20 protein-coding genes are annotated in these 23,109 nt (G+C 67.7%); 6 read left to right on the top strand and 14 right to left on the bottom strand.

Annotation, left to right across the window (positions count from 1 at the left end; all coding sequences use genetic code 11):
* Nucleotide 1 precedes the first annotated feature (1 nt).
* The 3 genes from gatB to WS57_RS34405 all read left to right on the top strand — a co-directional run bounded on the left by gatB (nucleotide 2) and on the right by WS57_RS34405 (nucleotide 3,252).
* Nucleotides 2-1,477 (top strand): Asp-tRNA(Asn)/Glu-tRNA(Gln) amidotransferase subunit GatB, encoded by a 1,476-nt coding sequence (gatB, locus tag WS57_RS34415; protein WP_040128529.1) that lies wholly within the window; start codon nucleotides 2-4, stop codon nucleotides 1,475-1,477.
* 121 nt (nucleotides 1,478-1,598) lie between these two features.
* On the top strand, nucleotides 1,599-2,438 hold the full coding sequence (locus WS57_RS34410) for a polyphosphate kinase 2 family protein (RefSeq protein WP_069245403.1): 840 nt from the start codon (nucleotides 1,599-1,601) through the stop codon (nucleotides 2,436-2,438).
* A 40-nt stretch (nucleotides 2,439-2,478) separates the two neighbouring features.
* Entirely contained in the window at nucleotides 2,479-3,252 is a 774-nt protein-coding gene (locus WS57_RS34405; RefSeq protein WP_040128525.1) for an exodeoxyribonuclease III, read from the top strand.
* An 82-nt stretch (nucleotides 3,253-3,334) separates the two neighbouring features.
* Here WS57_RS34405 and WS57_RS34400 read toward each other — a convergent pair whose 3' ends face one another.
* On the bottom strand, nucleotides 3,335-4,387 hold the full coding sequence (locus WS57_RS34400) for an NAD(P)-dependent alcohol dehydrogenase (protein ID WP_009694482.1): 1,053 nt from the start codon (nucleotides 4,385-4,387) through the stop codon (nucleotides 3,335-3,337).
* Between the two features lie 216 nt (nucleotides 4,388-4,603).
* On the opposite strand from WS57_RS34400, the gene WS57_RS34395 reads away from it, so the two are divergent.
* Nucleotides 4,604-5,560, top strand: a complete 957-nt coding sequence (locus WS57_RS34395) for an AraC family transcriptional regulator (RefSeq protein ID WP_059516907.1) — start codon at nucleotides 4,604-4,606, stop codon at nucleotides 5,558-5,560.
* Nucleotides 5,561-5,618: 58 nt separating this feature from the next.
* Here WS57_RS34395 and WS57_RS34390 read toward each other — a convergent pair whose 3' ends face one another.
* From WS57_RS34390 to WS57_RS34370, 5 genes are all read right to left on the bottom strand, one after another.
* A complete protein-coding gene (locus WS57_RS34390) occupies nucleotides 5,619-6,671 on the bottom strand; it encodes a M48 family metallopeptidase (protein ID WP_059605201.1) in 1,053 nt (350 codons plus the stop codon).
* Nucleotides 6,661-8,082, bottom strand: coding sequence for an AmpG family muropeptide MFS transporter (locus WS57_RS34385; protein WP_059605198.1), 1,422 nt, complete (start codon nucleotides 8,080-8,082; stop codon nucleotides 6,661-6,663). The genes WS57_RS34390 and WS57_RS34385 overlap by 11 nt, the downstream gene beginning before the upstream one ends.
* Before the next feature lie 121 nt (nucleotides 8,083-8,203).
* Nucleotides 8,204-8,812 carry a methionine biosynthesis protein MetW gene (gene metW / locus WS57_RS34380; RefSeq protein ID WP_009689331.1) on the bottom strand — a complete coding sequence of 203 codons (609 nt, stop codon included), beginning with the start codon at nucleotides 8,810-8,812 and terminating at the stop codon, nucleotides 8,204-8,206.
* Nucleotides 8,809-9,954, bottom strand: coding sequence for a homoserine O-succinyltransferase MetX (metX, locus tag WS57_RS34375; protein ID WP_009689330.1), 1,146 nt, complete (start codon nucleotides 9,952-9,954; stop codon nucleotides 8,809-8,811). Before metX ends, metW begins: the two co-directional genes overlap by 4 nt.
* Before the next feature lie 288 nt (nucleotides 9,955-10,242).
* Nucleotides 10,243-13,191: an autotransporter outer membrane beta-barrel domain-containing protein gene (locus WS57_RS34370; protein ID WP_069245402.1), complete on the bottom strand. Its 2,949-nt coding sequence runs from the start codon at nucleotides 13,189-13,191 to the stop codon at nucleotides 10,243-10,245.
* Between WS57_RS34370 and WS57_RS37780 the strand changes: the two genes are divergently transcribed.
* Entirely contained in the window at nucleotides 13,133-13,294 is a 162-nt protein-coding gene (locus WS57_RS37780) for a hypothetical protein (protein WP_167361727.1), read from the top strand. The two genes, WS57_RS34370 and WS57_RS37780, sit on opposite strands and share 59 nt — an antisense overlap.
* Before the next feature lie 437 nt (nucleotides 13,295-13,731).
* Here WS57_RS37780 and WS57_RS34365 read toward each other — a convergent pair whose 3' ends face one another.
* The 8 genes from WS57_RS34365 to argB all read right to left on the bottom strand — a co-directional run bounded on the left by WS57_RS34365 (nucleotide 13,732) and on the right by argB (nucleotide 22,599).
* The gene (locus WS57_RS34365) at nucleotides 13,732-14,274 is read right to left on the bottom strand and encodes a fimbrial protein (RefSeq protein ID WP_059605192.1); all 543 of its coding nucleotides are present in this window, start codon (nucleotides 14,272-14,274) and stop codon (nucleotides 13,732-13,734) included.
* 231 nt (nucleotides 14,275-14,505) lie between these two features.
* Nucleotides 14,506-15,495 carry a fimbrial protein gene (locus WS57_RS34360; protein ID WP_230949678.1) on the bottom strand — a complete coding sequence of 330 codons (990 nt, stop codon included), beginning with the start codon at nucleotides 15,493-15,495 and terminating at the stop codon, nucleotides 14,506-14,508.
* Between the two features lie 44 nt (nucleotides 15,496-15,539).
* A complete protein-coding gene (locus WS57_RS34355) occupies nucleotides 15,540-18,263 on the bottom strand; it encodes a fimbria/pilus outer membrane usher protein (protein ID WP_059516899.1) in 2,724 nt (907 codons plus the stop codon).
* Nucleotides 18,264-18,334: 71 nt separating this feature from the next.
* Entirely contained in the window at nucleotides 18,335-19,099 is a 765-nt protein-coding gene (locus WS57_RS34350) for a molecular chaperone (RefSeq protein WP_059605189.1), read from the bottom strand.
* A 94-nt stretch (nucleotides 19,100-19,193) separates the two neighbouring features.
* Nucleotides 19,194-19,757, bottom strand: a complete 564-nt coding sequence (locus WS57_RS34345; protein ID WP_009689322.1) for a fimbrial protein — start codon at nucleotides 19,755-19,757, stop codon at nucleotides 19,194-19,196.
* Between the two features lie 519 nt (nucleotides 19,758-20,276).
* On the bottom strand, nucleotides 20,277-20,945 hold the full coding sequence (gene slmA / locus WS57_RS34340) for a nucleoid occlusion factor SlmA (RefSeq protein WP_059516895.1): 669 nt from the start codon (nucleotides 20,943-20,945) through the stop codon (nucleotides 20,277-20,279).
* Nucleotides 20,912-21,703 (bottom strand): pyrimidine 5'-nucleotidase, encoded by a 792-nt coding sequence (locus tag WS57_RS34335; RefSeq protein WP_009689320.1) that lies wholly within the window; start codon nucleotides 21,701-21,703, stop codon nucleotides 20,912-20,914. Before WS57_RS34335 ends, slmA begins: the two co-directional genes overlap by 34 nt.
* Nucleotides 21,700-22,599, bottom strand: coding sequence for an acetylglutamate kinase (gene argB / locus WS57_RS34330; RefSeq protein WP_006490510.1), 900 nt, complete (start codon nucleotides 22,597-22,599; stop codon nucleotides 21,700-21,702). Before argB ends, WS57_RS34335 begins: the two co-directional genes overlap by 4 nt.
* A 283-nt stretch (nucleotides 22,600-22,882) precedes the next feature.
* Here argB and WS57_RS34325 point away from each other — a divergent pair, with 283 nt between their 5' ends.
* Nucleotides 22,883-23,107: a cysteine-rich CWC family protein gene (locus WS57_RS34325; protein WP_040128511.1), complete on the top strand. Its 225-nt coding sequence runs from the start codon at nucleotides 22,883-22,885 to the stop codon at nucleotides 23,105-23,107.
* The last annotated feature ends 2 nt before the right edge of the window (nucleotides 23,108-23,109 follow it).

Raw genomic sequence — 23,109 nt, 5'->3', positions numbered from 1 at the left:
CATGGCTACTCAATGGGAAGTTGTGATCGGTCTCGAGACGCACGCGCAACTGTCGACCGTCTCGAAGATTTTCTCGGGCGCGTCGACGCAGTTCGGCGCCGAGCCGAACACGCAGGCCTGCCCGGTCGACCTCGCGCTGCCGGGCGTGCTGCCGGTGCTGAACCGCGGCGCGGTCGAGCGCGCGATCCGCTTCGGCCTCGCGATCGGCTCGACCATCGCGCCGCGCAGCATCTTCGCGCGCAAGAACTACTTCTATCCGGATCTCCCGAAGGGCTATCAGATCAGCCAGTACGAGATTCCGGTGGTGCAGGGCGGCACGATCACGATCCAGGTGCCGGCCAACGAGAAGGCCGGCAAGCCGGCCTATGAAAAGACCATCAACCTGACCCGCGCGCACCTCGAGGAGGACGCCGGCAAGTCGCTGCACGAAGACTATGCGGGGATGACGGGGATCGACCTGAACCGCGCGGGCACGCCGCTGCTCGAGATCGTCACCGAGCCGGAAATGCGCAGCGCGGCCGAGGCCGTCGCATACGCGAAGGCGCTGCACGGGCTGGTCGTATGGCTCGGCATCTGCGACGGCAACATGCAGGAAGGCTCGTTCCGCTGCGACGCGAACGTGTCGGTGCGCCCGGTCGGCCAGGAGAAGTTCGGCACGCGCGCCGAGATCAAGAACCTGAACTCGTTCCGCTTCCTCGAAGATGCGATCAACTACGAAGTGCGCCGCCAGATCGAGCTGATCGAGGACGGCGGCGAGGTCGTGCAGGAAACGCGCCTGTACGACCCCGACACGCGCGAGACGAAGTCGATGCGCAGCAAGGAAGACGCGCACGACTACCGCTACTTCCCCGATCCCGACCTGATGCCGCTCGTGATCGGCCGCGACTGGGTCGAGCGCGTGCAGGCCGGCATGCCCGAGCTGCCGGCCGCGATGCAGCAGCGCTTCGTCGCCGAGTACGGCGTGTCCGCGTACGACGCGGGCGTGCTGACGTCGAGCAAGGCGATGGCCGCGTACTTCGAGGCCGTCGTCGCGAAGGCGGGCGCCGCGAACGCGAAGATCGCCGCGAACTGGCTGATGGGCGACGTCTCGTCGCAGCTGAACCGCGACGGCATCGAGATCGACGCGATTCCGGTGTCGGCTGCGCAGCTCGCGCTGGTGCTGCAGCGCATCGCCGACGGCACGATCTCGAACAAGATCGCCAAGGAAATCTTCGCGACGATCTGGGAAGAGAAGGCGACCGACGACGGCGCGGCCGACCGCATCATCGATGCGAAGGGGCTGAAGCAGATTTCCGACACCGGCGCGCTCGAAGCGATCATCGACGAGGTGCTGGCGGCGAACGCGAAGTCGGTCGAGGAATTCCGCGCGGGCAAGGAGAAGGCGTTCAACGCGCTGATCGGCCAGGCGATGAAGGCCACGAAGGGCAAGGCGAACCCGCAGCAGGTCAACGAACTGCTGAAGAAGAAGCTCGGCTGAGCATGCCTGCGCGATTGAAGCGCGCTTGACGACGGGCCGCCGCCGAACGAAGCTGTTCGGGGCGGCCCGTCGCGTTTGGCAGGTGCGCCCGGGCGCGCCGCGCCGTCCAACGGAGGAAACAATGGCGAAGCAACCGTCTCTCGACGATTTCCGCGTGCCGTACTACACGCGCGAGAAGGCAGCCGCGGCATTCACGCTCGATGCGTTCGATCCGGGCGCGAAGCCGTTTTCGTCGGGTTCGAAGGACGCCGACCGCGAGCGGCTGGCGGTCGTGTCGAGCCAGCTCGACGTGCTGCAGGAGTGTCTGCATACGCAGCAGAAAAAGCGCGTGCTGCTGGTGCTGCAGGGCATGGACACGAGCGGCAAGGACGGCACCGTGCGCGCGGTGTTCCACGAGGTCGACCCGCTCGGGCTGCGCATCGTGCCGTTCAAGGCGCCGACGCCGATCGAGGCCGCGCACGATTTCCTGTGGCGCGTGCATGCGCAGGTGCCGGCCGCCGGCGAACTGGCGATCTTCAACCGCAGCCATTACGAGGATGTGCTGGTGCCGCGCGTGCTCGACCAGATCGACGACAAGGAATGCGAGCGCCGCTACCGGCAGATCCGCGATTTCGAGACGATGCTGGTCGAGAACGGCACGACCATCGTCAAGTGCTTCCTGCACATCTCGAAGGACGAGCAGCGCGAGCGGCTGCAGGCGCGCATCGACGATCCGACCAAGCACTGGAAGTTCGACATCTCCGATCTCGACGCGCGCAAGCACTGGGACGCGTACCAGTCCGCGTACCGCGACGCGCTCGCCGCGACCTCGGCCGAGGATGCGCCGTGGTACGTGATTCCGGCGAATTCGAAGACGCACCGCAACGTGATGATCGCCGAGCTGCTGCTGCGCACGATGACCGACATGAAGCTGGAGTTCCCGCCGCCGAAGCCGGAACTCGAAGGCGTGAAAGTCCGCTAAGCTGCTCCCCTGTCAATATCGAACTGAACGGAACTCCGACATGATGCGTGTGATTACCGCCAACCTGAACGGCATCCGCTCCGCCGCGAAGAAGGGCTTCTTCGAATGGCTCGGCGAGCAGAACGCCGATTGCGTGTGCGTGCAGGAAATCAAGGTGTCGGCCGACGACCTGCCGGCCGAATTCGTCGAGCCGCACGGCCTGCGCAGTTATTTCCACCATGCCGCGAAAAAGGGCTACAGCGGCGCGGGCCTGTACAGCCGCCACGAGCCCGACGACGTGATCATCGGCTTCGGCAGCAGCGAATTCGATCCCGAGGGGCGCTATGTCGAGGCGCGCTACGGCAAGCTGTCGGTCGTGTCGGTGTACGTGCCGTCCGGGTCGAGCGGCGAAGAGCGCCAGCAGGCGAAGTACCGCTTCATGGACGCGTTCATGCCGCACCTTGCCGAGCTGAAGAAAAAGCGCGAGGTGATCCTGTGCGGCGACGTGAACATCGTCCACAAGGAAATCGACATCAAGAACTGGAAGAGCAACCAGAAGAACTCCGGCTGCCTGCCGGAGGAGCGCGCGTGGCTGACGAAGCTGTTCGACGACGTCGGCTACGTCGACGTGTTCCGCACGCTCGATCCGCGTCCCGAGCAGTACACGTGGTGGAGCAACCGCGGCCAGGCGTACGCGAAGAACGTCGGGTGGCGGATCGATTACCAGATCGCGACGCCGGGCGTGGCCGGCACCGCAAAAAGCACGTCGATCTTCAAGGACATCAAGTTCAGCGACCATGCGCCGCTGACGGTCGATTACGACTACAAGAAGTGACGGGCGGGCGCGTGCGTGTCGCGAGGCGTCGCGGCACACGACGCGGCCGCGCCGCGCCGGTGCCGCGATATCGGCGCGACGCTCAGTGCTTGAGCGACGCCATGTCGATCACGAACCGGTACTTCACGTCGCTTTTCAGCATCCGTTCGTAAGCGGCGTTGATCTGCTGCATCGGGATCGTCTCGATATCCGACGTGATCCCGTGCTCGGCGCAGAAGTCGAGCATTTCCTGCGTTTCCGCGATCCCGCCGATCAGCGAGCCCGCGAGGCGGCGGCGCTTGAAGATCAGGTTGAACACCTGCGGCGACGGATGGTCGTGCTCGGGCGCGCCGACCAGCGTCATCGTGCCGTCGCGCTTGAGCAAATGCAGGAACGGATTCAGGTCGTGCTGCGCGGCGACCGTGTTCAGGATGAAGTCGAAGCTGTTCAGGTGCGCGTTCATCTGCGCCTCGTCCTTCGAGATCACCACTTCGTGCGCGCCGAGCCGCTTGCCGTCCTCGATCTTCGACGGCGAGGTCGTGAACAGCACGACGTGCGCGCCCATCGCGCGCGCCAGCTTCACGCCCATGTGACCGAGGCCGCCGAGGCCGACGATGCCCACCTTCTTGCCGGGGCCGACGTTCCACTGGCGCAGCGGCGAATAGGTCGTGATGCCCGCGCACAGCAGCGGCGCGGCGCCGGCCGGGTCGAGCGTGTCGGGCACGCGCAGCACGAACGCCTCGTCGACGACGAGCTGCGTCGAATAGCCGCCGTAGGTGATGTCGCCGGTCACGCGGTCCTGGCCGTTGTAGGTGCCGACAAAGCCGTTCTCGCAATACTGCTCGAGCCCTTCTGCGCAGCTCGCGCAGGTGCGGCACGAATCGACGAGGCAGCCGACGCCGACCAGCTCGCCGACCTTGAAGCGCGACACCTGCGGGCCGGTCGCGGTCACACGGCCGACGATTTCATGGCCCGGCACGACCGGGTAGATCGTGTTGCGCCATTCGTTGCGCGCCTGATGAAGGTCCGAGTGGCAGACGCCGCAGTACAGCACGTCGATCTGGACGTCGAGATCGCGCAGCGCGCGACGCTGGAATTCGAACGGGGCGAGCGGCGACTGCGAATCGGTCGCCGCGTAGGCATAGGTTGTGCTCATGCGGGGGCTCCTTGTCCGGTGACACAGACTGCCGCCGGCATCATGTGGCGATGCGGCGAGACAGGTCGTCATCGTAAGGAGCGCGCGCTCGCGGCGAAATACACGAAGGTCTCGAAGATTTGCCTATTTCTCTTGAATTGCGCGCGAACGGCCGCCAAAACGCGTTCAGGGTGCTACATTGCGAGCCAGATTCTCTTGCCGGACAGGACGACGCCGATGAGCTTCCAGCCCCTTTTCGCCGACTCGGGCGAGCGCGTGCAGCGCCGCATGATCGAACTGCACACGCGTCTCGCGCCGAACGAGGGCGACACGCTGGCGGCGCTCGACGGCGTGCGCTTCATCCGCGTGAGCCGGCCGGCGCCGCGCATGCCGGTGCTCTACGAACCGAGCATCGTCGTCGTGTGCCAGGGGCGCAAGCTCGGCTATCTCGGCGAGCGCTCGTTCGTCTACGACGCGCAGCAGTATCTGGTGCTGTCGGTGCCGCTGCCGTTCGAATGCGAGACTTTCGCGAGCGTCGACGAGCCGTTTCTCGCGATCTCGATCCGCGTCGATCTCGCGGTGATCGCCGAACTCGCGATCCTGCTCGACGAGACGCTCGGCGCGGCCGTCAGCGAGCCGCACGGCGTCTACTCGACGCCGCTCGACGCGCCGCTCGCCGATGCGGTGCTGCGGCTGCTCGAAGCGCTCGCGTCGCCGCACGACACGCGCGTGCTCGGTCCCGCGATCATGCGCGAGATCGCCTACCGCGTGCTGACGGGCGCGCAGGGCGACGCGATTCGCGCGGCGCTGGTCCAGCAGCATCACTTCGGGCGCATCGCGAAGGCGCTGCGCCGCATTCACGCGGACCTGAACGCCGACCTCGACGTCGAGACGCTGGCGCGCGAGGCCGGGATGAGTCTCGCGGTGTTCCATGCGCAGTTCAAGCACGTGACCGCGACATCGCCGATGCAGTACGTGAAGGCGGCGCGGCTGCACCAGGCGCGGCTGATGATGGTGCAGGACGGCGTCGGAGCGGGCGCGGCCGCCGCGCGCGTCGGCTATGCGAGCGCGTCGCAGTTCAGCCGCGAGTTCAAGCGGCTGTTCGGCCGCAGCCCGGGCGACGAGGTGCGCTCGATGCGCGACAGCGGCAGCCGGCCGATCGACGATCGCGACGTGCTCGACCTGAGAGGCTGAGCGAGGGCCGGCGCGCAGCGGTGCGCCCGAAATCGCGATGCGTCGCGCCGCTGCTCGCTCAGCGCCGCACGACCTTGCGCCGCTGCGCGCTGATGCCCGCGTAGTCGGGCAGCGAGTCGACGCGCTTGCCGATCGCCTTCGCGTACAGCGGCATCAGGTCCGGCAGGCGGTTCAGCAGATCCTGCCGGCGCGCGGCGCTGTACGGATGCGTGTAGATGAAGCCGGTCGCCTTGTTCGCGCGCGTCGCGGCGGCGAGCTTGTCCCACAGCGTGATCGCCGCGCGCGGATCGAAGCCCGCACGCGCGGCGATGTCGCCGCCGATCACGTCGGCCTCGGTTTCGTCGGTCGGGTCGTAGCGCAGCGACTGCAGGCGCGCGCCGAGATTCAGCGACGGCGGCAGCGGATCGCCGACGCCGAACAGCGGCGGCAGCGCGGCCGCGCGCAGCGACGTCTGCGAGGCCGTGCTGAAGTTGCTGCGCGCATGCTCGCGCAGCGCGTGCGCGATGCCGTGGGCGAGCAGCACGCCGAGTTCGTCGTCGTTCAGGCGGATGCGATCGAACAGGCCGCTGTACACGAGGATCTTGCCGCCCGGCAGGCAGGTCACGCGGATGTCGCGCGAATGGATCGCGTTGACGTCCCAGGCCCAGCCCTTCACGCGATCGTTCCATTTCACCGAATACGGCGCGAGCCTGGCGACGATCGCGCGCAGGCGCTTCACGCGCGGCTGGTTGGCGGGCAGCAGGCGATTGCTGTCCGCGGCCGCCTGCACGATCTGCGCATATTCGTTGCCGGTGAGCTGTTCGAGCAGCGGCGACGGAAGGAGTGTGCGGAACGCGATCGCGTTGCCGAAGCGGACCTGCTGCGGCGTCGGCGTATAGGCCTTCGCGGGCGCGGCGGCGCCGGTCGGCTGCGCCGCTTCGGCTACCGATGGTGGCGTGGGCGCGGCGGGCGCGGGCGTGGAAGTGGGCGGCGCAGCCGGCGTGGCGGCCGGCGCGGCGCCTGCCGCGTTCGTGCCGGCGTCGGCCGCGTGCGCGGGCGATGCGCCCAGCGCGGCCATGCAGCTCAGCGACGCGGCAAGTTGCGCGAGGCGGCGCAGCGAATCATTGCGCACGGCTGGCCTCGTTATTGCGCGCGGCGCCGTTCCATGGCGCGATCCTGAACAGCAGCAGCATCCCGGGAATCGCGAGCGCGGTGCATACGAGGAAGTAGTCGAACCAGCCGATCTTCGCGACGATGAAGCCGCTCGCGGCCGACGCGAGCGTGCGCGGCACCGACGCGAGGCTCGTGAACAGCGCGAACTGCGTGGCCGTGTAGCGCGGGTCGGTCGTGCTCGCGATATACGCGACGAATGCGGCCATCGTCAGGCCGGTCGTGAACGTCTCTGCGCCGTAGACGATCGCGAGCGCGACCGTCATCGGGCTGAAATGCGGCGCGACCTCGATGCCGAACACCGACAGCGCCGACGCGATCAGATGGCTCGTCGACACGGTGAAGTCGTACAGCACCGCGAGCACCGGCGAGCCGGGGCCGAGCTGCGCGAGCCACGCGAAGCCGAGCGTCGACACCATCTGCAGCGCGCCGAAGATCCACAGCCCGCGGCCGATGCCGATCTTGACCAGCCATACGCCGCCGATGATGCCGCCGGCGACGCTCGCGACCAGCGCGGTCGTTTTCGCGACGATGCCGATCTCGGTGCGCGTGAAGCCGATGTCGAGGAAGAACGAGGTCGACAGCGTGGTCGCCATCGTGTCGCCGATCTTGAACAGGAAGATGAACGCGATCACCAGCAGCGCGCCGGCCCAGCCGTCGCGCTGGATGAATTCGCGAAATGGCAGCACGATCGCGTCGCGCAGGTTGCGCGGCGGCGCGCCGATCACGTCGGGCTCGCGCACGACGAGCGTCATCAGGATGCCCGGCAGCATGAACGCGGCGGTGACCGCGAACACGATGTCCCACGGCAGGTGGTCGGACAGGATCAGCGCGAGCGAGCCGGGGATCAACGCGGCGAGCTTGTACGCGTTCACGTGCACCGCGTTGCCGAGGCCCTGCTCGGTGTCGCGCAGCAGTTCGCGGCGGTACGCGTCGATCACGATGTCGGCGCTCGCGCCGAAGAACGCGACCAGCGTCGTGAGCGCGGCGACCGTCCAGATCGAGTCGCGCGGCGACACGAAGCCGAGCGTCGCGATCGCGCCCGCGACCAGCACCTGCGTGAGCAGCAGCCAGCCGCGCCGGCGGCCCGGCCGCCAGCCCGGCAGATGCGGGATGTAGCGGTCCATCAGCGGCGCCCACAGGAACTTCCACGTATAGGGGAACTGGATCAGCGCGAACAGGCCGATTTCCTTCAGGTTCACGCCCTCGGAGCGCAGCCATGCCTGCACGAGGTAGACGAGCGTGAACAGCGGCAGGCCGGACGTGAAGCCGAGGAACACGCAGATCAGCATGTGCGTGTTCAGGTAGGCGCGCCAGCCCGGGTGATCCTCGTGAGCGGTGAGTGCGGGCGCCTCGTGTGGCGTTTTGGACATGGACAGAAAACCGGGTAGCGTTGACGTATTGCAGCGGCGGCACGGACGGCGCGGGGGCGCGACCGCGCGTGCGGGCCGGCCGGACAGGAGCCGGCCGGGCGTCCGTCAACGGCCCCCCGGCTCAGCTGCGCTTGACGCGGTAGACAGCAAGACTACCACGCCAGTTCGCTCCCCATCGAATCGGCTGGCCGTCGTGCAGCACGACGCGGTCGAGGATCGTCACGCCGACCTCGGGCGCGAGCGCCTCGAAATCCTCGATCGTCAGCACCCGCACGTTCGGCGTGTTGTGCCACTGGTACGGCAGCGACTTCGACACCGGCATCCGGCCGTTCAGCACCGACAGCCGATGCGGCCAGTAGCCGAAGTTCGGGAACGACACGATGCATTCGCGCCCGACCCGCGCGGTTTCGCGCAGGATCGCGGCCGTCTGGTGGATCGTCTGCAAGGTCTGCGACAGGATCGCGATGTCGAAGCTGTGATCCTCGAACAGGCGCAGGCCGTCTTCGAGGTTCTGCTGGATCACGTTGATGCCGTTCTTCGCGCTCGCGAGCACGCCGGCGTCGTTCAGCTCGATGCCGTAGCCGGTCACGTCCAGCTCTTCCATCAGCAGCGCGAGCAGCGAGCCGTCGCCGCAGCCGAGATCGAGCACCGTCGAACGCGGTTCGACCCAGCGGGCGATGGTGCGGAAGTCCGCGCGCGCGGACAGGGAATTCAGCGCTTGCTGGTTCATGCGCCCACCTCGTTGGCGATTCGTTCGTAATACGCGCGGATCAGGTTGTGATAGCGCGCGTCGTCGAGCAGGAATGCGTCGTGGCCGTGCGGCGCGTCGATTTCCGCGTAGCTGACCGTGCGCTTGTTGTCGAGCAGCGCCTTCACGATCTCGCGCGAGCGCGCCGGCGCGAAGCGCCAGTCGGTCGAGAAGCTCGCGATCAGGTATTTCGCCTGGGTGTGTGCGAGCGCGGCGCTCAGGTTGCCGTCGAACGCCTTGGCCGGATCGAAGTAGTCGAGCGCGCGCGTGATCAGCAGGTAGGTGTTCGCGTCGAAGTAGTCGGCAAACTTGTCGCCCTGGTAGCGCAGGTACGACTCGACCTCGAACTCGACGTCGAAGCTGAAGTTGTACGCGTCGAGCGCGCCGTCCGCGCGGCGCAGCGCGCGGCCGAATTTCTCGGCCATGTCGTCGTCGGAAAGATACGTGATGTGGCCGATCATCCGCGCGACGCGCAGCCCGCGCCGCGGCTTCACGCCGTGCGCGTAGTAGTCGCCGCCGTGGAAGTCGGGATCGGACAGGATCGCCGAGCGCGCGACCTCGTTGAACGCGATGTTCTGCGCGGACAGCTTCGGCGTCGACGCGATGTCGATGCAGTGCGCGACGCGCTCCGGATACATCAGGCTCCACGCGAGCGCCTGCATGCCGCCGAGGCTGCCGCCCATCACCGCGGCGAAGCGCTCGATGCCGAACGCGTCGGCGACGCGCGCCTGCGCGTGCACCCAGTCCTCGACGGTGACGACCGGAAAGCGTGCGCCGTACGGCTTGCCGGTCGACGGGTCGATGCTCATCGGGCCGGTCGAGCCGAAGCACGAGCCGAGGTTGTTCACGCCGATCACGAAGAAGCGGTTGGTGTCGAGCGGCTTGCCGGGGCCGACCATGTTGTCCCACCAGCCGGTGCTGCGCGGATCGTCCGCGTAGACGCCGGCGACGTGATGCGACGCGTTGAGTGCGTGGCAGACGAGCACCGCGTTCGAGCGCGCGGCGTTGAGCTCGCCGTACGTCTCGACGACGAGCTGATAGTTGCCGATCACGCTGCCGCTTTGCAAGCGCAGCGGTTCGGCGAAGTGCATGGTCTGTGGAGCGACGATGCCGATCGATTCCATTCGTTCCGCCTTATGCCTTATGACTGGGCGGCTAAACGGTGTCGGCGATGCGCGGAGTCGAAGATGCGCGGCTGACGACCTCTTTAGCCGCATTTGTAGTGAACCGCCGGGGCAAGGACGAACCGGGCCCCGGTCGGTTCGCGCGCCCGCAATCGAGTCAGCAAATCGGCGCGCTTCCGACCGGCCGCCAAGGTGGCGGCAGTCGGCAGAGTATAGCGGAAATTGCCGGCGCGGGACGCGAAGCCGCGGCGCGCCGGCTGCCGCCGCGGCTTCGGGCCGGCCCGGGCCTTATCGCCAGCGATATTTCGCCGCGAGCTGCCCCTTCACCGTCGCGTAGTTCGACAGGTTGGCGTCGACGCCGAAGCTGACCGATACGGCGAGATTCCGCGTGATCTGCCCGGTCGCGCCCAGCTTCAGCTCGGCGCGGTCGCGCGGCATCCGCAGCTCGAACGGGTTGCCGTCGACGCTGAGCCGGTGCGAGCCGGGCCCGTGCCACCAGTTCGCCTCGATGAACGGCCGCAGTTCCTGCGATGCGGAGATCGGCGAGACGCCGTGCACGCGCACGCCGATGCGCGTGAGCACGTCGTTCGCGCGCTGCACGCCGATATAGCCGCCCGGCGAGTCATGCCCTGCCGCCTGGTAGTTCGAGTACACGATCTGCGCGCCCGGCTCGACGAAAAAGCGCGACCGGCCGTCGTCGTACATGCCGAACGAATAGCCGGCCTCGACCGACGCGGTGAGCGTGCGCGACCGGTAGCGGTCGCCCGGCAGGCTGCCGCCGACGTGGTTGTCGTACGTGCCGTACATCAGCCACGTATCGACGTGCGGCCCGGTCAGGATGTCGCGCTTGCCGTACCACGTGCCGTACACGCCGAAGTTGTAGCCGTCGACGCTGCCGCGGGCGGTCGCCGGCGCATAGCGCTGCGCGACCGGGTTCCACAGTGAGCGCGTCGACCAGCTCGTGGCGCTCGCGTACATGCCCATCGCGCCGAGCCGGAAACTGCCGCCGCGACCGTCGTCGAAGCGGAACATGTCCGCGCCCACGTGAATCAGGCGGCCGTTGCCGCTGACGCTGCGGCCGCCGCCGAGCGACGTGGACTGTCCCTGCGCGCGCAACCATACGGCGCCGTAGCGCGTGTTTTCGTCGGTCTGTTCGCGCAGCGTCTGGTCGCTGCGATCGTGCAGCGTGTGGATCGGCATCAGGATCGCGGCGTCCGCGTTCGCGAGATAGGCGTCCGGCTCCGGGGCGACGGCGCGCACGGGCGGCGGGACGACTTCGGGCTGCGGCGGGACGGTTTCCGGTTCGACCGGCTCGGGTTCGGGCACGGGCTTGGCCGCGGAGACGAGGTACCAGTCGTCGACGTGGCCGGCCCGCCCGCCGCGCGTCAGCATGTAGTCGTAGCCGCCCGCCGAAATCGTGCCGAAATCCTTGCGGTAGCCGTCGGACGCCGCGTCGAGCGCGAAGGCTGCCGCATCGGTCGTGCCGCCGTTGCGGGTCTCGACGAGCGGGATGCCGACGGCCGTCGCGGCGCCGTCGCCGCTGGCGCGCTTCACGACCAGCGCCGTGTTGCCCGACGCGTGGCCGCCGTCGATCACGAGCTTGTCGGTCGGTGCAAGATCGTCGCCGTACACGGTGTTCAGGATGACCTTGCCGTCGCGCGCCGTGTAGTCGCCCTGCACGACGAGCGTCTTGTGCGCGCCGCCGACTGGCGCGCCGAACGCGATCGTCGATTGGTCGAGCGTGACGGCCTGCACGGTGGAGTCGCCGGTGACCGACCACTGGCTGTCGCCCTGCATCGACACCGCGCGGACCGCCTGCGTCGCGCCTTCCCACGCGGCGCCGCGCGACAGCGCGAGGTTCGTGACGACGGGCGTCGGGCTGCCGTCCTCGGCCGGCACGTTGACGATATTGCCGCGCGCGGTGGCGTTGTCGAGCATCAGATGCACCGGCTCGCCGGCCGTGGCCGCGACGGCGAGCAGCGTGCCGTTGCCGCCCTCGAGGTGCGCGCCGCCGGACGCGCGCACGAGGCCGGTGGTCGCTTCGATCGCGCTGCCTTGCGCGCTGACGATCGAGCCGCCGTCGAGATGCAGTTCGCCGCCGAATATGCCGGCGCCGGCTGCGTGCTCGCCTTCGGTGCGGACCGTCGTATTGACGAGATCGACCAGGCCGCCGTAGCTCGCCTGTACGCCGCGTGCGCGCGCGCCGTTGGTGGCGACCGTGCTGTCGAGCATGCTGACGATGGAGTCGTCGCGCACCGACAGCACGCCGATCGCCTTGTCGCCGTGCGTTTCGACGGCGGTGCCGGTGAGCGTGACTTCCGCGCCGTCGCGCGCGATCGTGCCGATTGCGCCCAGGCCGTGCGTGGTGACGCGCGAATCGGTGACGTCGAGTTGCGCGGTCTGGGCGTCGAGCGCGAGCTCGCGCGATGCATAGAGACCGTGTGAGCTTTCGCCGGTCGTGATCACGTCGGTGCGCGCCATCGTCATCGCGCCCTCGCGAAGGTCCACGGCCGGCGCGAGGAACCCGTTGGTGCGCAGCGTCGAGTCGGTGATCGACATCGTGTTCTCGCCGATCAGGCTGAGCGCCGACGACTCCTGGCCTTCCGTCGTGACGTCGAGCCGTTCGAGCTTCGCATGGTTGCCGTCCGAGCCCACCGCGATGGCGGGTGCGAACGCGCCGACGGTGCGGATGCGCGTGTCGGCGACCGCGATCGACGCGCCGGGGCCCGGGCCGACGTAGATGCCGTATGCCTCGCGGCCGAGCGTGTCGATCGAGCCGCCGACCATGTCGAGCCGGTTGCCGGAGCCGTACATGCGCACGCCGGCGGCGTTGTCGTCCAGCGTATTGAGCGTCGTGTTGTCGAGCAGCGCGCTGGCGCCGTCGGGCGCGCCGGAGCCGTGGAACAGATAGAGGCCGTAGGCGGAATTGCCGGTCGTGTGAACCTGGCTGTCCTGCAACTCGATACGCGAACCCGCGCCTTCCACGTACAGGCCGATCGCACCGATGCCCTTCGAAAACACGCGCACCGGGCCGGTCGCCGTCATCAGCCCGCCCTTGCTGACGTTCAGCACCGAATCGTAGTTGACGGTCGCGTAATCGCCGGCGGCGATTTCGACATGCTCGCCGTTCGCGTACTGCGGGTTGTTGACGACCTGCGCGGTGGCGGACAGCGGCGCCATGATCGCGACGATCAGCGCCGCGCAGATGGATAGCGGTACCGGCGGCATGTCGGGCATGCCAGGCGTCGTGTTGCCGCCGGATCCGGCACGACGCCGCGCGGCGGGCGCTTTCGGGAAAGGGTGGGTGGATGCGGTCATGAGTGTCGAAACGAAGAAATGAAAGCTAAAATTAAACCAATCGAGCTAACACGCGGCAATAGGACATGTCTGGAATTGCGCGGAGATGAGGGCGGAATGACCGCGAATGCGACGTGTGCGGACCCGCGCGAGACGCAGGCGCGGCGGCGGTCATGCGGCGCAGCGGCGCGCCGGATGGCGCATGAGGGGCCGTCGCTGCGGGCGTGGTTGCTTATCGCGAGCGGGCTTCGCCTGAAGGTCGGCATGGCCGTGCGGCGTGCCGACGTGCCGCTCGGAGCGACGAAGCGGCGTTCGATCGAGGCCACCCGACGCGGGTGGGCCGCGCGCGGCGGCGGTGTGATGCACCGTCGCGCGACGGCAAGTTACGCGATCGAGCGGCGTTTCCGACGCGCGCGCCGGACGAGACGGGAGACCCCGCGCCCGTGTTCGCCGCGGGCGCAGGGTCGGCGTGCCGACGTATTACTGGTAGACGATCGAGTACAGCGCCGACGTCTTGACCGTGCCGGCCGTTGCCGGGCCACCCATCGCGACGTATTGCGCGTAGTACGCGAGCGTCGCCGCGCCGTTCTCGAGCGCGACCGGCTTCGAGTTTTCGTTGGCCGAGCCGAGCTTGATGATGCTCGTGTCCGGGTTGTTCAGCACACCGACTTCGACGTTCGATGCGGTGCCTTCCGCGTTGAGCAGGTTGCCGCTCGCCGTGTTGATGGTGTCGCTCGGTTCGAAGTGCGTGTAGACGTTGCCCGTCGCCGGCGAGCAGTTCGTCAGGCTGATCGTGAAGGCCGTGCGGCCGGCCGTGGTGCCGCCCTGGGCGAGCGACGTGATCGACACCGGCGGCAGCGCGACGGTGAAGTTCTTGCTGCCGGTACCGTTGCCGTTGATCTGGCAGGTCTGGGCCTTGACGGTGCCCGTGAACGTGATCTGGCCGTCGGTGGCATGCGAAACCGACGGGGCGAGCGACGCGAATGCCGCGACGGCGACGAGCGTGCGAAGAGTTGCTTTCATGTGTTCTCCATATGGACATGGGTAAATCAATGATGCGAGGCGGCCGGCTCGGTATTGCAGGCGTTGTCGAACCGGTTTCCGGCCGTTCGCGTCATTGGAGGAATCCGGCTGCCTGCACCGCGCAGGCGGCCGGAAACGGTTGCCGCTCGGCATCGTTCGACACGGAGTGCAAACAATGCCGGGCAAGCATCGGGTCGGGCCGTGCGCTGCACGGCCTTCGATGAACGGTGCTCATTGGTAGCTCAGCGTGAACGACGCCAGGCCTTTCACCGATCCGGCCTTCACCGCGCCGGTCGCGATGTACTGGGCCGTCAACGGAATGCCGGTCGTGCTGCCCGACGGGCCGAGATACCACTGGTTCAGGTTGCCGGCGCTCGAGCTGTCGGGCCCGAAGCTGACCGGCACGCCGCCCGGTCGCAGCAGCCGCAGCTGGACGCCCGAAGCGGTCGAGCCGGGCGCGAGCGTCAACTGATTGGTCGTGTTGCCGGGATTGCTCAGGTCGGTCAGCGTGACGTAGACGTTCGTGCCGGGCGAGCAGGACAAGCCGACGTTGAAGGGTTTGTCGCCTGCCGTCGAGCCGGGCATCGGCAAGCGCGACGTATAGACGCTGTCCAGCTGCACGGGCGTGTCGGGCAGCGTGGCGCGGCAGCTCTGCGGGATCGTGGTGATCGTCAGCGGGCCGTTGTTCCACATGATGTTGACCGGGTTGGCGATGAACGTCGCGTTATTGATAATCCTGAATTCGCCGAATTGGAGATTGAGACCCGCCGCCATGCTGGGAGGCGGGCTGTAGATCATGTCGTTGAGCTTCACGAGTTCGATCTTGAAGTCCAGCGTGCCGGAGAACGGGGCCGTGCCGGTCCGCGGCGGCATCCATTGCGCGAACCCGTAGTTGTAGTCGTTGTTCATTTGCTGTCCGGTGTTCAGGTTGGTGACCCGAACCCCGATGCCCATGTTGGCGTTGTAGTACAGGTCGCCCGGCACGCTCGCCGAAGAACGGAAAAACGAGCGATAGCTGAAGCTCCAGCCGGAAGCGCTGGTCGTGGGCGGACAGCTGTAGCCAATCGACATGGTCGTGGTTGCAAGCACCGTACCGTTCTGCGCGCCGGACGGCACGCCGATCCACTGCGGGAAGCCGAAGCGGAACGAGTCCGCATTCGGCGGCGAGTAAGAGCAGCTTTGAGCATGGGCAGGCGCCGCCCACGCGATGGCGATCAACATCGCGTACAGCCAACGGACGACGTGTCTGCGTTGCAGCGATCGAGTCATTGTGAAATTTCCTTCATGGCGGAGGGGTTCCGGGATGCCGACACCTGCGTGTCGGCATGCTGCGTCAGCGGGGCGGCTTCGCCGGCGTCGTGCGCGGCCGGCCGCGAGGTCAGCGGGATCGCGTACGACGGGGCGTCGGCCAATGCGCCGCCGCCGCAGGTTGCGTCGACGCGCGCGTAGCCCGCGTCCTTGCGCGGTGCCGTCGGAAGCCGGTACGAAAACGAGCAGGAATCCCGCGGGCCGTTGCCCCACTTTGCGGTCAGCACGCCGTCGTCCGGAATGCCGCGGACGAACAGATGGCTGCTCTGTGCGATGACGCCGACGCTGGCGCCGGTGCTGTCGAACACGTGGGTGCCGAACGGCAGCGACTTGCCGTCCGGCAGGCGCGGCGTGATCAGCGCCGCACGGCCGGTGGTGGTCGCGAAGCGCACCGCCACGAGCGCGTTGGCGCGCGGCGCGACCTGCCGGCTCGTCGATTGCAGCTCGACGTCGAGCGGGATGCCCTTCGGGTCGATGCTGATCGTGTTGAGTATGTACGGCGACAGCGACGGCACGATCGCGTAGCCGCGACCGTCGATGCGGATGCCCGAGCCGTTCGTCACGCGTGCGCCCTTGGCATCGCGCGCTTCGACGAGCGCGGCCGTCTCGCCGAGGTCGTTCGCGAACGTGACGCCGCCGGAATGGGCGACCAGTGCGCCGGACAGGCCTGCCGAGATCTGCGATTGCCCCGAGCCGCCGGAGGCGGCAGCGGACAGGCTCGCATACGGCGCGCGATACTGGGCGGTCCCGCCGCCATACAGCGAGCCGGGCGAGCGGCTGCCCGTGACGCTGTACGAGAATTCGCCGCTTTCGCCGGCCGAGCCGTTCAGCCCGATCAATTGCGACGAGCCGCCCCGCGTGTCGCGCGACAGCGATGCCGACAGCGTCGGCGCGTTGACGTGCTTGCCGAGCGGGATCGTCAGATTGGCGTACAGCCGATTGTCGAAATCCTGCGAGAACCCGTTTCGCTGGCGCGAGAACGACAGGTTGTAGCTCAGGGTGTGGCCGGCGAGCTTCAATGTGTTGCTGTAGCCGAGCTGCACGCTGGTGGTCGAGCCCGGCTGGTTCCAGTAGTTCTGCATCGAGCCGATCGCATAGGCGCTGCCCCAGCGCGTGCCGAGGTCCTGGCTCACCGTCAGCTGCAGCTGGCTGCGTTCGCGGGCGACGTCGTCCGCGCGCTGGCCGGTCGCGACCAGGCTGCGCGCGTAGATTGCGTTGCGCGCCGTCCAGAAGCCGCGCGACGAATAGCGGTAGGCGGCGATCGCGATACTGGTGTCGGTCGCCGGCACCAGCTTGCTGTAGGTGATGCGCGCGCTCTGGCCGGTGGTCGCGGCGGCGCCCGGAATCTCGGCTTTCGCCTGCGTGAAGTCGACGGCGAACGCGCCCCAGCGCGTATTGAACGCGCTGCCGACGAGCCCGGCGACATAGCCGCGTGCCGCGATAACGCCCGCGTAGCCGGTGAACACGTTGCTGAAGCCGTGCTGGATCGTCGCCTGCGCGAAATTCGGATGCGCGTCGACCAGTTGTTCGCGGAACTGGCCGAGCGAGACGCTGAAGCGCGTGTTCCCTTCGCGCAGCGACTGCGACACGGACGCATACGGCACCGTGAAGCTGCGCGTGCTGCCGTTCGCCTCGGTGATCGTCACCAGCAGGTCGCCGCCATAGCCGGTCGGATAGAGGTCGTTGATCTCGAACGCGCCGGGCGGCACGTTGGTTTCGTACAGCGTGTTGCCGTTCTGCGAAACCTTGACGTGCGCGTTGCTGTTGGCCACGCCGCGGACCAGTGGCGCGTAGCCGCGCTGCGAGTCGGGCAGCATGCGGTCGTCGGTGGCGATCGTGACGCCGCGCAGGCCGACGCTGTCGAATATCGAGCCGTCGGTAAACACCTCGCCGAGCGTGACCTGGCTGCGCAGCGCCGGCAGGTCGCGCTGCACGTAGGTCGACACCGCGTAGTAGCGGCCGGTGCTGCCCGTGTTCCACGCATACGAGCCGGTGTGCCGCAGATGCCAGCCGGCGACGTTGATGCCGCCGTTCAGGCCCAGATAGGCCATGTTGCTCGCATGCCCGAAGGACGACGAGCGATAGGTATTGAAGTTGTACTTCAACGTGGCCGACGGAATGCCCGCGTCCCACAGCTCGGGGCTCACGTAGCCGCGCGGCTGGCGCTGCAGCGCGGCTTGCGGAATGGTCAGCTCGAGCCGGAAATCGGCCTGGTCGAAACGGTACGACGCACCGTCGGCGAGCAGCGGGAAGTCGCCGCATTCGCCCGCGCGGATCTTCGCCAGCTCGGCGCGGCCGGCGTCGGTGAGGGCGGCGTCGTCGAGCGCGATACGCGTCGCCAGCGGCGCATCGACGCACAGCGTTGCGCTGTCGCTGCCCGGCGCGCCGACGAATCGCAGCGCCGAGCGGCCGATCCATTTGCCGTTCAGTGCGATGTCGGCCGTGTATTCTCCGGGCGCGACGGGATTGCCGCGCGCGAACCGCGATACGTCGATGCGCTGGCCTCGCCCTTTCAGCAGCAGCGTGTCGCTGAAGCGGACTTCGGGCGGCTGACCGGCTTCCGCCGCGGCGGCCGCGCCGGCATGCGTTGCGGCGACGCCGCCGAGCGCCGCCAGCACACATGCATGACTCGGCTTGAGCGCGAACTGCAATCGCGCGCGCGACTTGATTGACTTGCGCATCCTGTCCAGGACCCTGATGATGAAGTGTTTCCGGGGATCGACGGCTCGGGTGCCCGCGTGGCGGGCGCGAGTTATCGGGCGGGTTGCGGGACGGCCTTGCCGGGCACGCCGCTGCCGTAATCGTCGAGATACGTGTAGTCGACCTCGGCGGGGCCGGCCGGCAATGCCGTCAGGCCGTCGATGCCGAACGTGGCGGTGGCGCCGGGATCGACCATGCCGCCGAGCGAATTGGTCCGGACGGTGTCGCCCGTCTTGAGCGCGACGCGGCTGAACGTGACGTGGTAAGGCGTCGGGTTGTGCGCCTCGACGCCATAGCGGCCGCCGTCGAGATGCGCGAGCTTCCAGGTGACCTTCGACGGTGCCTCGGCTGCGCTGTCCTGCAGGGCCGCCGGCCGGAAGAACAGCTTGATGCGCGTGCGGAACGCCAGTTGCAGCGAATTCGGCTGCGCTTCGTCGCGATCGAGTTCGGGCGGAACTTCCAGCACGTTGAGCCAGAACAGCGATTCCTTGTCCTGGGGAAGCGCGTCTTTCGTGTAGAGCACGCGCAGGCTCTGGCCCTGCGCCGGGTCGATGCGGAACAGCGGCGGCGTCAGGATGAACGGCGCCTTCGTGTCGTCGGGCAGTGCGTTCGGATTGCCCGAATCGACCCACGCCTGCACCAGCGCCGGTTTTTCTCCTTCGTTAGTCAGCCGCACCGTGACTTCACGGTCTTTTTCCGGATAGACCACGCGCGTACCGCCAATCACGACGCTCGCGTGACCGTTCCCGGCGGCGAGCGAGATCGTCGCGGCGACGGCGAGCGCCCATGCTTTCCATTTTCCGGCGTGTCGAGTCATATTGATTTTGGAGTGAACGAAACGATCGGTTCAGGTAATTCGGCGACCGGGTTATTCGAATGTGAAAAACCCGATCGCCGCGATTTACCGCCGATTATTGATAAGTGAGCGAATAAAGGACCGAGGTATTGACGCTGCCCGAGCCTGCGGGCCCGTTCGCCGCGACGTATTGCGCGATGTACTCGAGCTTCGCCGAGCCCGATGCGATGGCGACCTTCGCCGAGTTTTGCGACGCCTCGACGGCACCGAGCTTGATGACGCTGCGGTCCTTGTTGAGCAGCCCGATTTCGACGTTGGCCGCCGTGCCCGACGTATTTTTCAACTGGCCGGTTTGCGCGTTGACCGTCGTGCCCGGTTCAAAGTAGGTCGCCACGTTGCCGCTGCCCGGCTGGCAGTTCGTCAGCGCGATGTTGAACTGCGTATCGCCGGTTCGCGCGCCGTCCGAGCCGAGCGACGACGCGACGACTTCAGGCAGCGCCACCGTGAAGTTGGGACTGCCGGTGCTATTGCCGGAAATCTTGCACGTCGTGCCCTTGATCTCGCCCGTGACCGAAATGGTGCCGTCGGCGGCATGGGCGGCCGGCAGCGCGCAGAGGCCGGCGGCCAGCAGAGCGGCGCTCAGCGCCCGGGATAATCCTTTGGTCGAAAATTGATCCATTGTTCTGAATCTCGCAGGTTGGTTGTGGTCGAATTCGAAATGTTTCAAACATTTGTCATTTCGGCTTTCGCCGATATTGAAATGAATGAAAAATTTCTGCGAGATTGTTGCTGCGTCGGTATGGTTGGGTAAATTGGACGAGTACGAAAAATTATCGAAAATCAGATTTGAAAGAATGGTTTTGTTTTGAGATTTTTTATCTCGATTTATTCGTCTAATCGGACGGGGAACGCTATTCCGGTCATGCCGCGTGCGTGCGGCGCGTCGTCGCCGGAGGCGGCGCGATCAGTCTTGTGGGGGGGGGCGAGGATCGGGGAGAGGAGGCGTGGCGCGGCATGCCTGCCATGCGGGCGGCACGCCGTGAGCGGGGTCGAGGATGAGGTCGAGCGGCCGGTCGATGAAGGCCGTGCGCTTTGGCCGGCGGCGCGATCGCGCGCCGTGTGGCGTGTGCCGTGTGGCGGCCGGAACGGGCCGCGCCAATGCGCCAATGCGCCGGCGCGGCCGCGCGCAGCCGATGCGTTACTGCAGAATCAATTGCAGCTTCTGTTCGGCAAGCTCGCCGGGCGGCTTCGTGAAGCCGCTGCGCGTGTAGCGCTGCCACGCGCCGACCGCATAGCCGACCAGCAGGTTCGCGCGCACGGCCGGGTCGTAGCCGGCCGGCAGCGGCGCGGCGCCGCCGGGGCCGGCCGCACTGCGCTCGGCCAGCGCGACGCGCAGGCACTGCCGTACCGAGGCCTCGATCCGCTCGAGCATCCGGTCGATGCGCTCGGCCAGCCGCTCATGTTCGCCGACCAGCGCCTCGCCGGTCAGCACGCGCGTCATGCCGGGATTCTTCGCGGCGAAATTGAGCAGCATCAGGCCGATTGCGCGCGCCTGCAGCAGGCCGTCGGGCTCCTTCGCGGCGATCTGGTTGATCAGCCCGAAGAAGGTTTCCTCGATGAACTCGATCAGCCCGTCGAACATCTGGGCCTTGCTGGCGAAATGACGATAGAGCGCCGCTTCCGACACGTCGAGCCGTGCCGCGAGCGCGGCCGTCGTGATCTTCTCGCGCTTCGGCGCTTCGAGCATCGACGCGAGCGTCTGCAGGATCAGCATGCGGCGCTCCCCCGGCTTCAGGCGGGCGCGGGTGCGCGTGGGTGGTGCCTGGTCTTCCGTTACGCCGTGGTCCTGCGGGTAAGTCGGCTGCATTTCTGTCGCCCCGATCGAGTGCCCAGTCGGAGCGATTTTAACGAACGAATTCGCTGGTCGACATAATGCGGGCGTCCGGTGGCCGGCAGATGGCCCGGCAGGTGGCCGGTGATCCATACCGTGCCGATGCCGAGGCGCTTGTAGCGCTTCAGGTGGCCGCGCGTATCCTCGACGAGGATCGCATCGGCCAGCCGCGCATGCGCGGCGCGCAGCGTCCGGCGCAACATCGTGTGGTCGGGCTTCGCGCGCCACGTGCGGCGGTCGCGCATGTGCTCGATCGCGATCACGCGCTCGAACAGCCGCTCGATGCGCAGCTCGCGCAGCACCGCGCGCGCATAGTTCTCCGGCGCGTTGGTCAGCACGAACTTGCGGCCCGGCAGCGCGGCGACGATGCGCGCGAGGCCGCGCTCGGCGCGCAGCATCGCCGGCAGGTCGGAGAACGTATGGACCACGCGCAGGAAGTCGTGCGGATCGATCGGATGATGGCGCGTGAGGCCGAGCAGCGCGGCGCCGTAGCGCTGCGTGTAGCCGGTGCGCAGGCGGTCGGCTTCGGCGCGATCGACGCCGAGCGTGTCGATGATGTATTGCGTCATCGCGCGGTTGATCTGCGGAAAGACCGCGTGCGATGCGTGGTGCAGCGTGTTGTCGAGATCGAACAGCCACACCGGCGCGCCGGCGCGCGGCCGGCTGCGCGAGATGCGCCGGCGTCGCAGCGGGGCCGGCAGGTCCGGGACGGCCGGCGGGCGGCGCGTGCTCAATGCGAGCGGATCATCGTGCCGAACGGCTGCTCGGTCAGGATTTCCAGCAGCACCGAATGCTCGATGCGGCCGTCGACGATGTGCACCGACTTCACGCCGCTCTTCGCCGCGTCGAGCGCCGACGAGATCTTCGGCAGCATGCCGCCCGAGATCGTGCCGTCCTCGAACAGCGCGTCGATCTCGCGCGCGGACAGGTCGGTCAGCAGGTTGCCGTCCTTGTCCATCACGCCCGGGATGTTGGTCATCATCAGCAGCTTTTCGGCGTTCAGCACCGTGGCGAGCTTGCCCGCGACAAGATCCGCGTTGATGTTGTACGACAGGCCGTCCTCGCCGAAGCCGATCGGCGAGATCACCGGGATGAACGCGTCGTCCTGCAGCGCCTTCACGACCGCCGGGTTGATCGCCTCGACTTCGCCGACCTGGCCGATGTCGATGTACTGGCCCGGGTTGTCGCGGTCCGGCATCAGCAGCTTGCGCGCGTGGATCAGGCCGCCGTCCTTGCCCGTCAGGCCGACCGCGTGGCCGCCGAAGTGATTGATCAGCATCACGATGTCCTGCTGCACTTCGCCGCCGAGCACCCATTCGACGACTTCCATCGTCTCCTCGTCGGTCACGCGCATGCCCTGGATGAAGGTGCCGGCCTTGCCGATCTTCTTCAGCGCGTGATCGATCTGCGGGCCGCCGCCGTGGACGATCACCGGGTTGATGCCGACCAGTTTCAGCAGGATCACGTCGCGCGCGAAGCCCTGCTTGAGCCGTTCTTCCGTCATCGCGTTGCCGCCGTATTTGATCACCACGGTCTTGCCGTGGTAGCGGCGGATATAGGGCAGCGCCTCGGCGAGGATTTCTGCTTTCAGCGTGGGGGCGATCTGCGAGAGGTCGATGGGCTCGGACATGGCGGCGGCTCAGGCTGGGAACGGTTGAAACACGGCGAATTGTACAGGAGTGGCGCAGCGCAGCATCGGGTTTTTGGGCTGGCCGGACGGACGGCGGCGCAGGCTGCGCGCCAGGCGGGGCGGCCCGCCGGCCATGGCGCGGCGGGCTGGAAGCGAGGCGGCGGCCGGCGCGCTGGCAGGCGTTCGGCGCTCGCATCGGCCGTCCGGCCGACGTGCAAAATCCGTGCGTCGCGCTATGCTTGTCGCGTGGGGCGCTGCCGCGCCCGCTTCCGCGACTGCCGCCATGACCGATTCCGCCGCCGACGCCCGTCCCGCTCCGCGCCGCGCGCGCTGCCCGCACTGCGGGCGCGGCTTCGACTGCGGCGCGCACACGCAGCCGTTCGACTGCTGGTGCGCGGCGATGCCGCCGCTGCCCGGCGACGCGCCGCCGGAGCCGGGCACGCGCTGCCGGTGCCCCGAGTGCTATGCCGACGCGATTGCGCGGCACCTGGCCGGCGCGGCCGGCTGACA

Origin of the sequence: Burkholderia pseudomultivorans (assembly GCF_001718415.1) — a bacterium.
Classification (GTDB): Bacteria; Pseudomonadota; Gammaproteobacteria; order Burkholderiales; family Burkholderiaceae; genus Burkholderia; species Burkholderia pseudomultivorans_A.
This window is presented reverse-complemented; position numbering and strand designations above follow the sequence as displayed.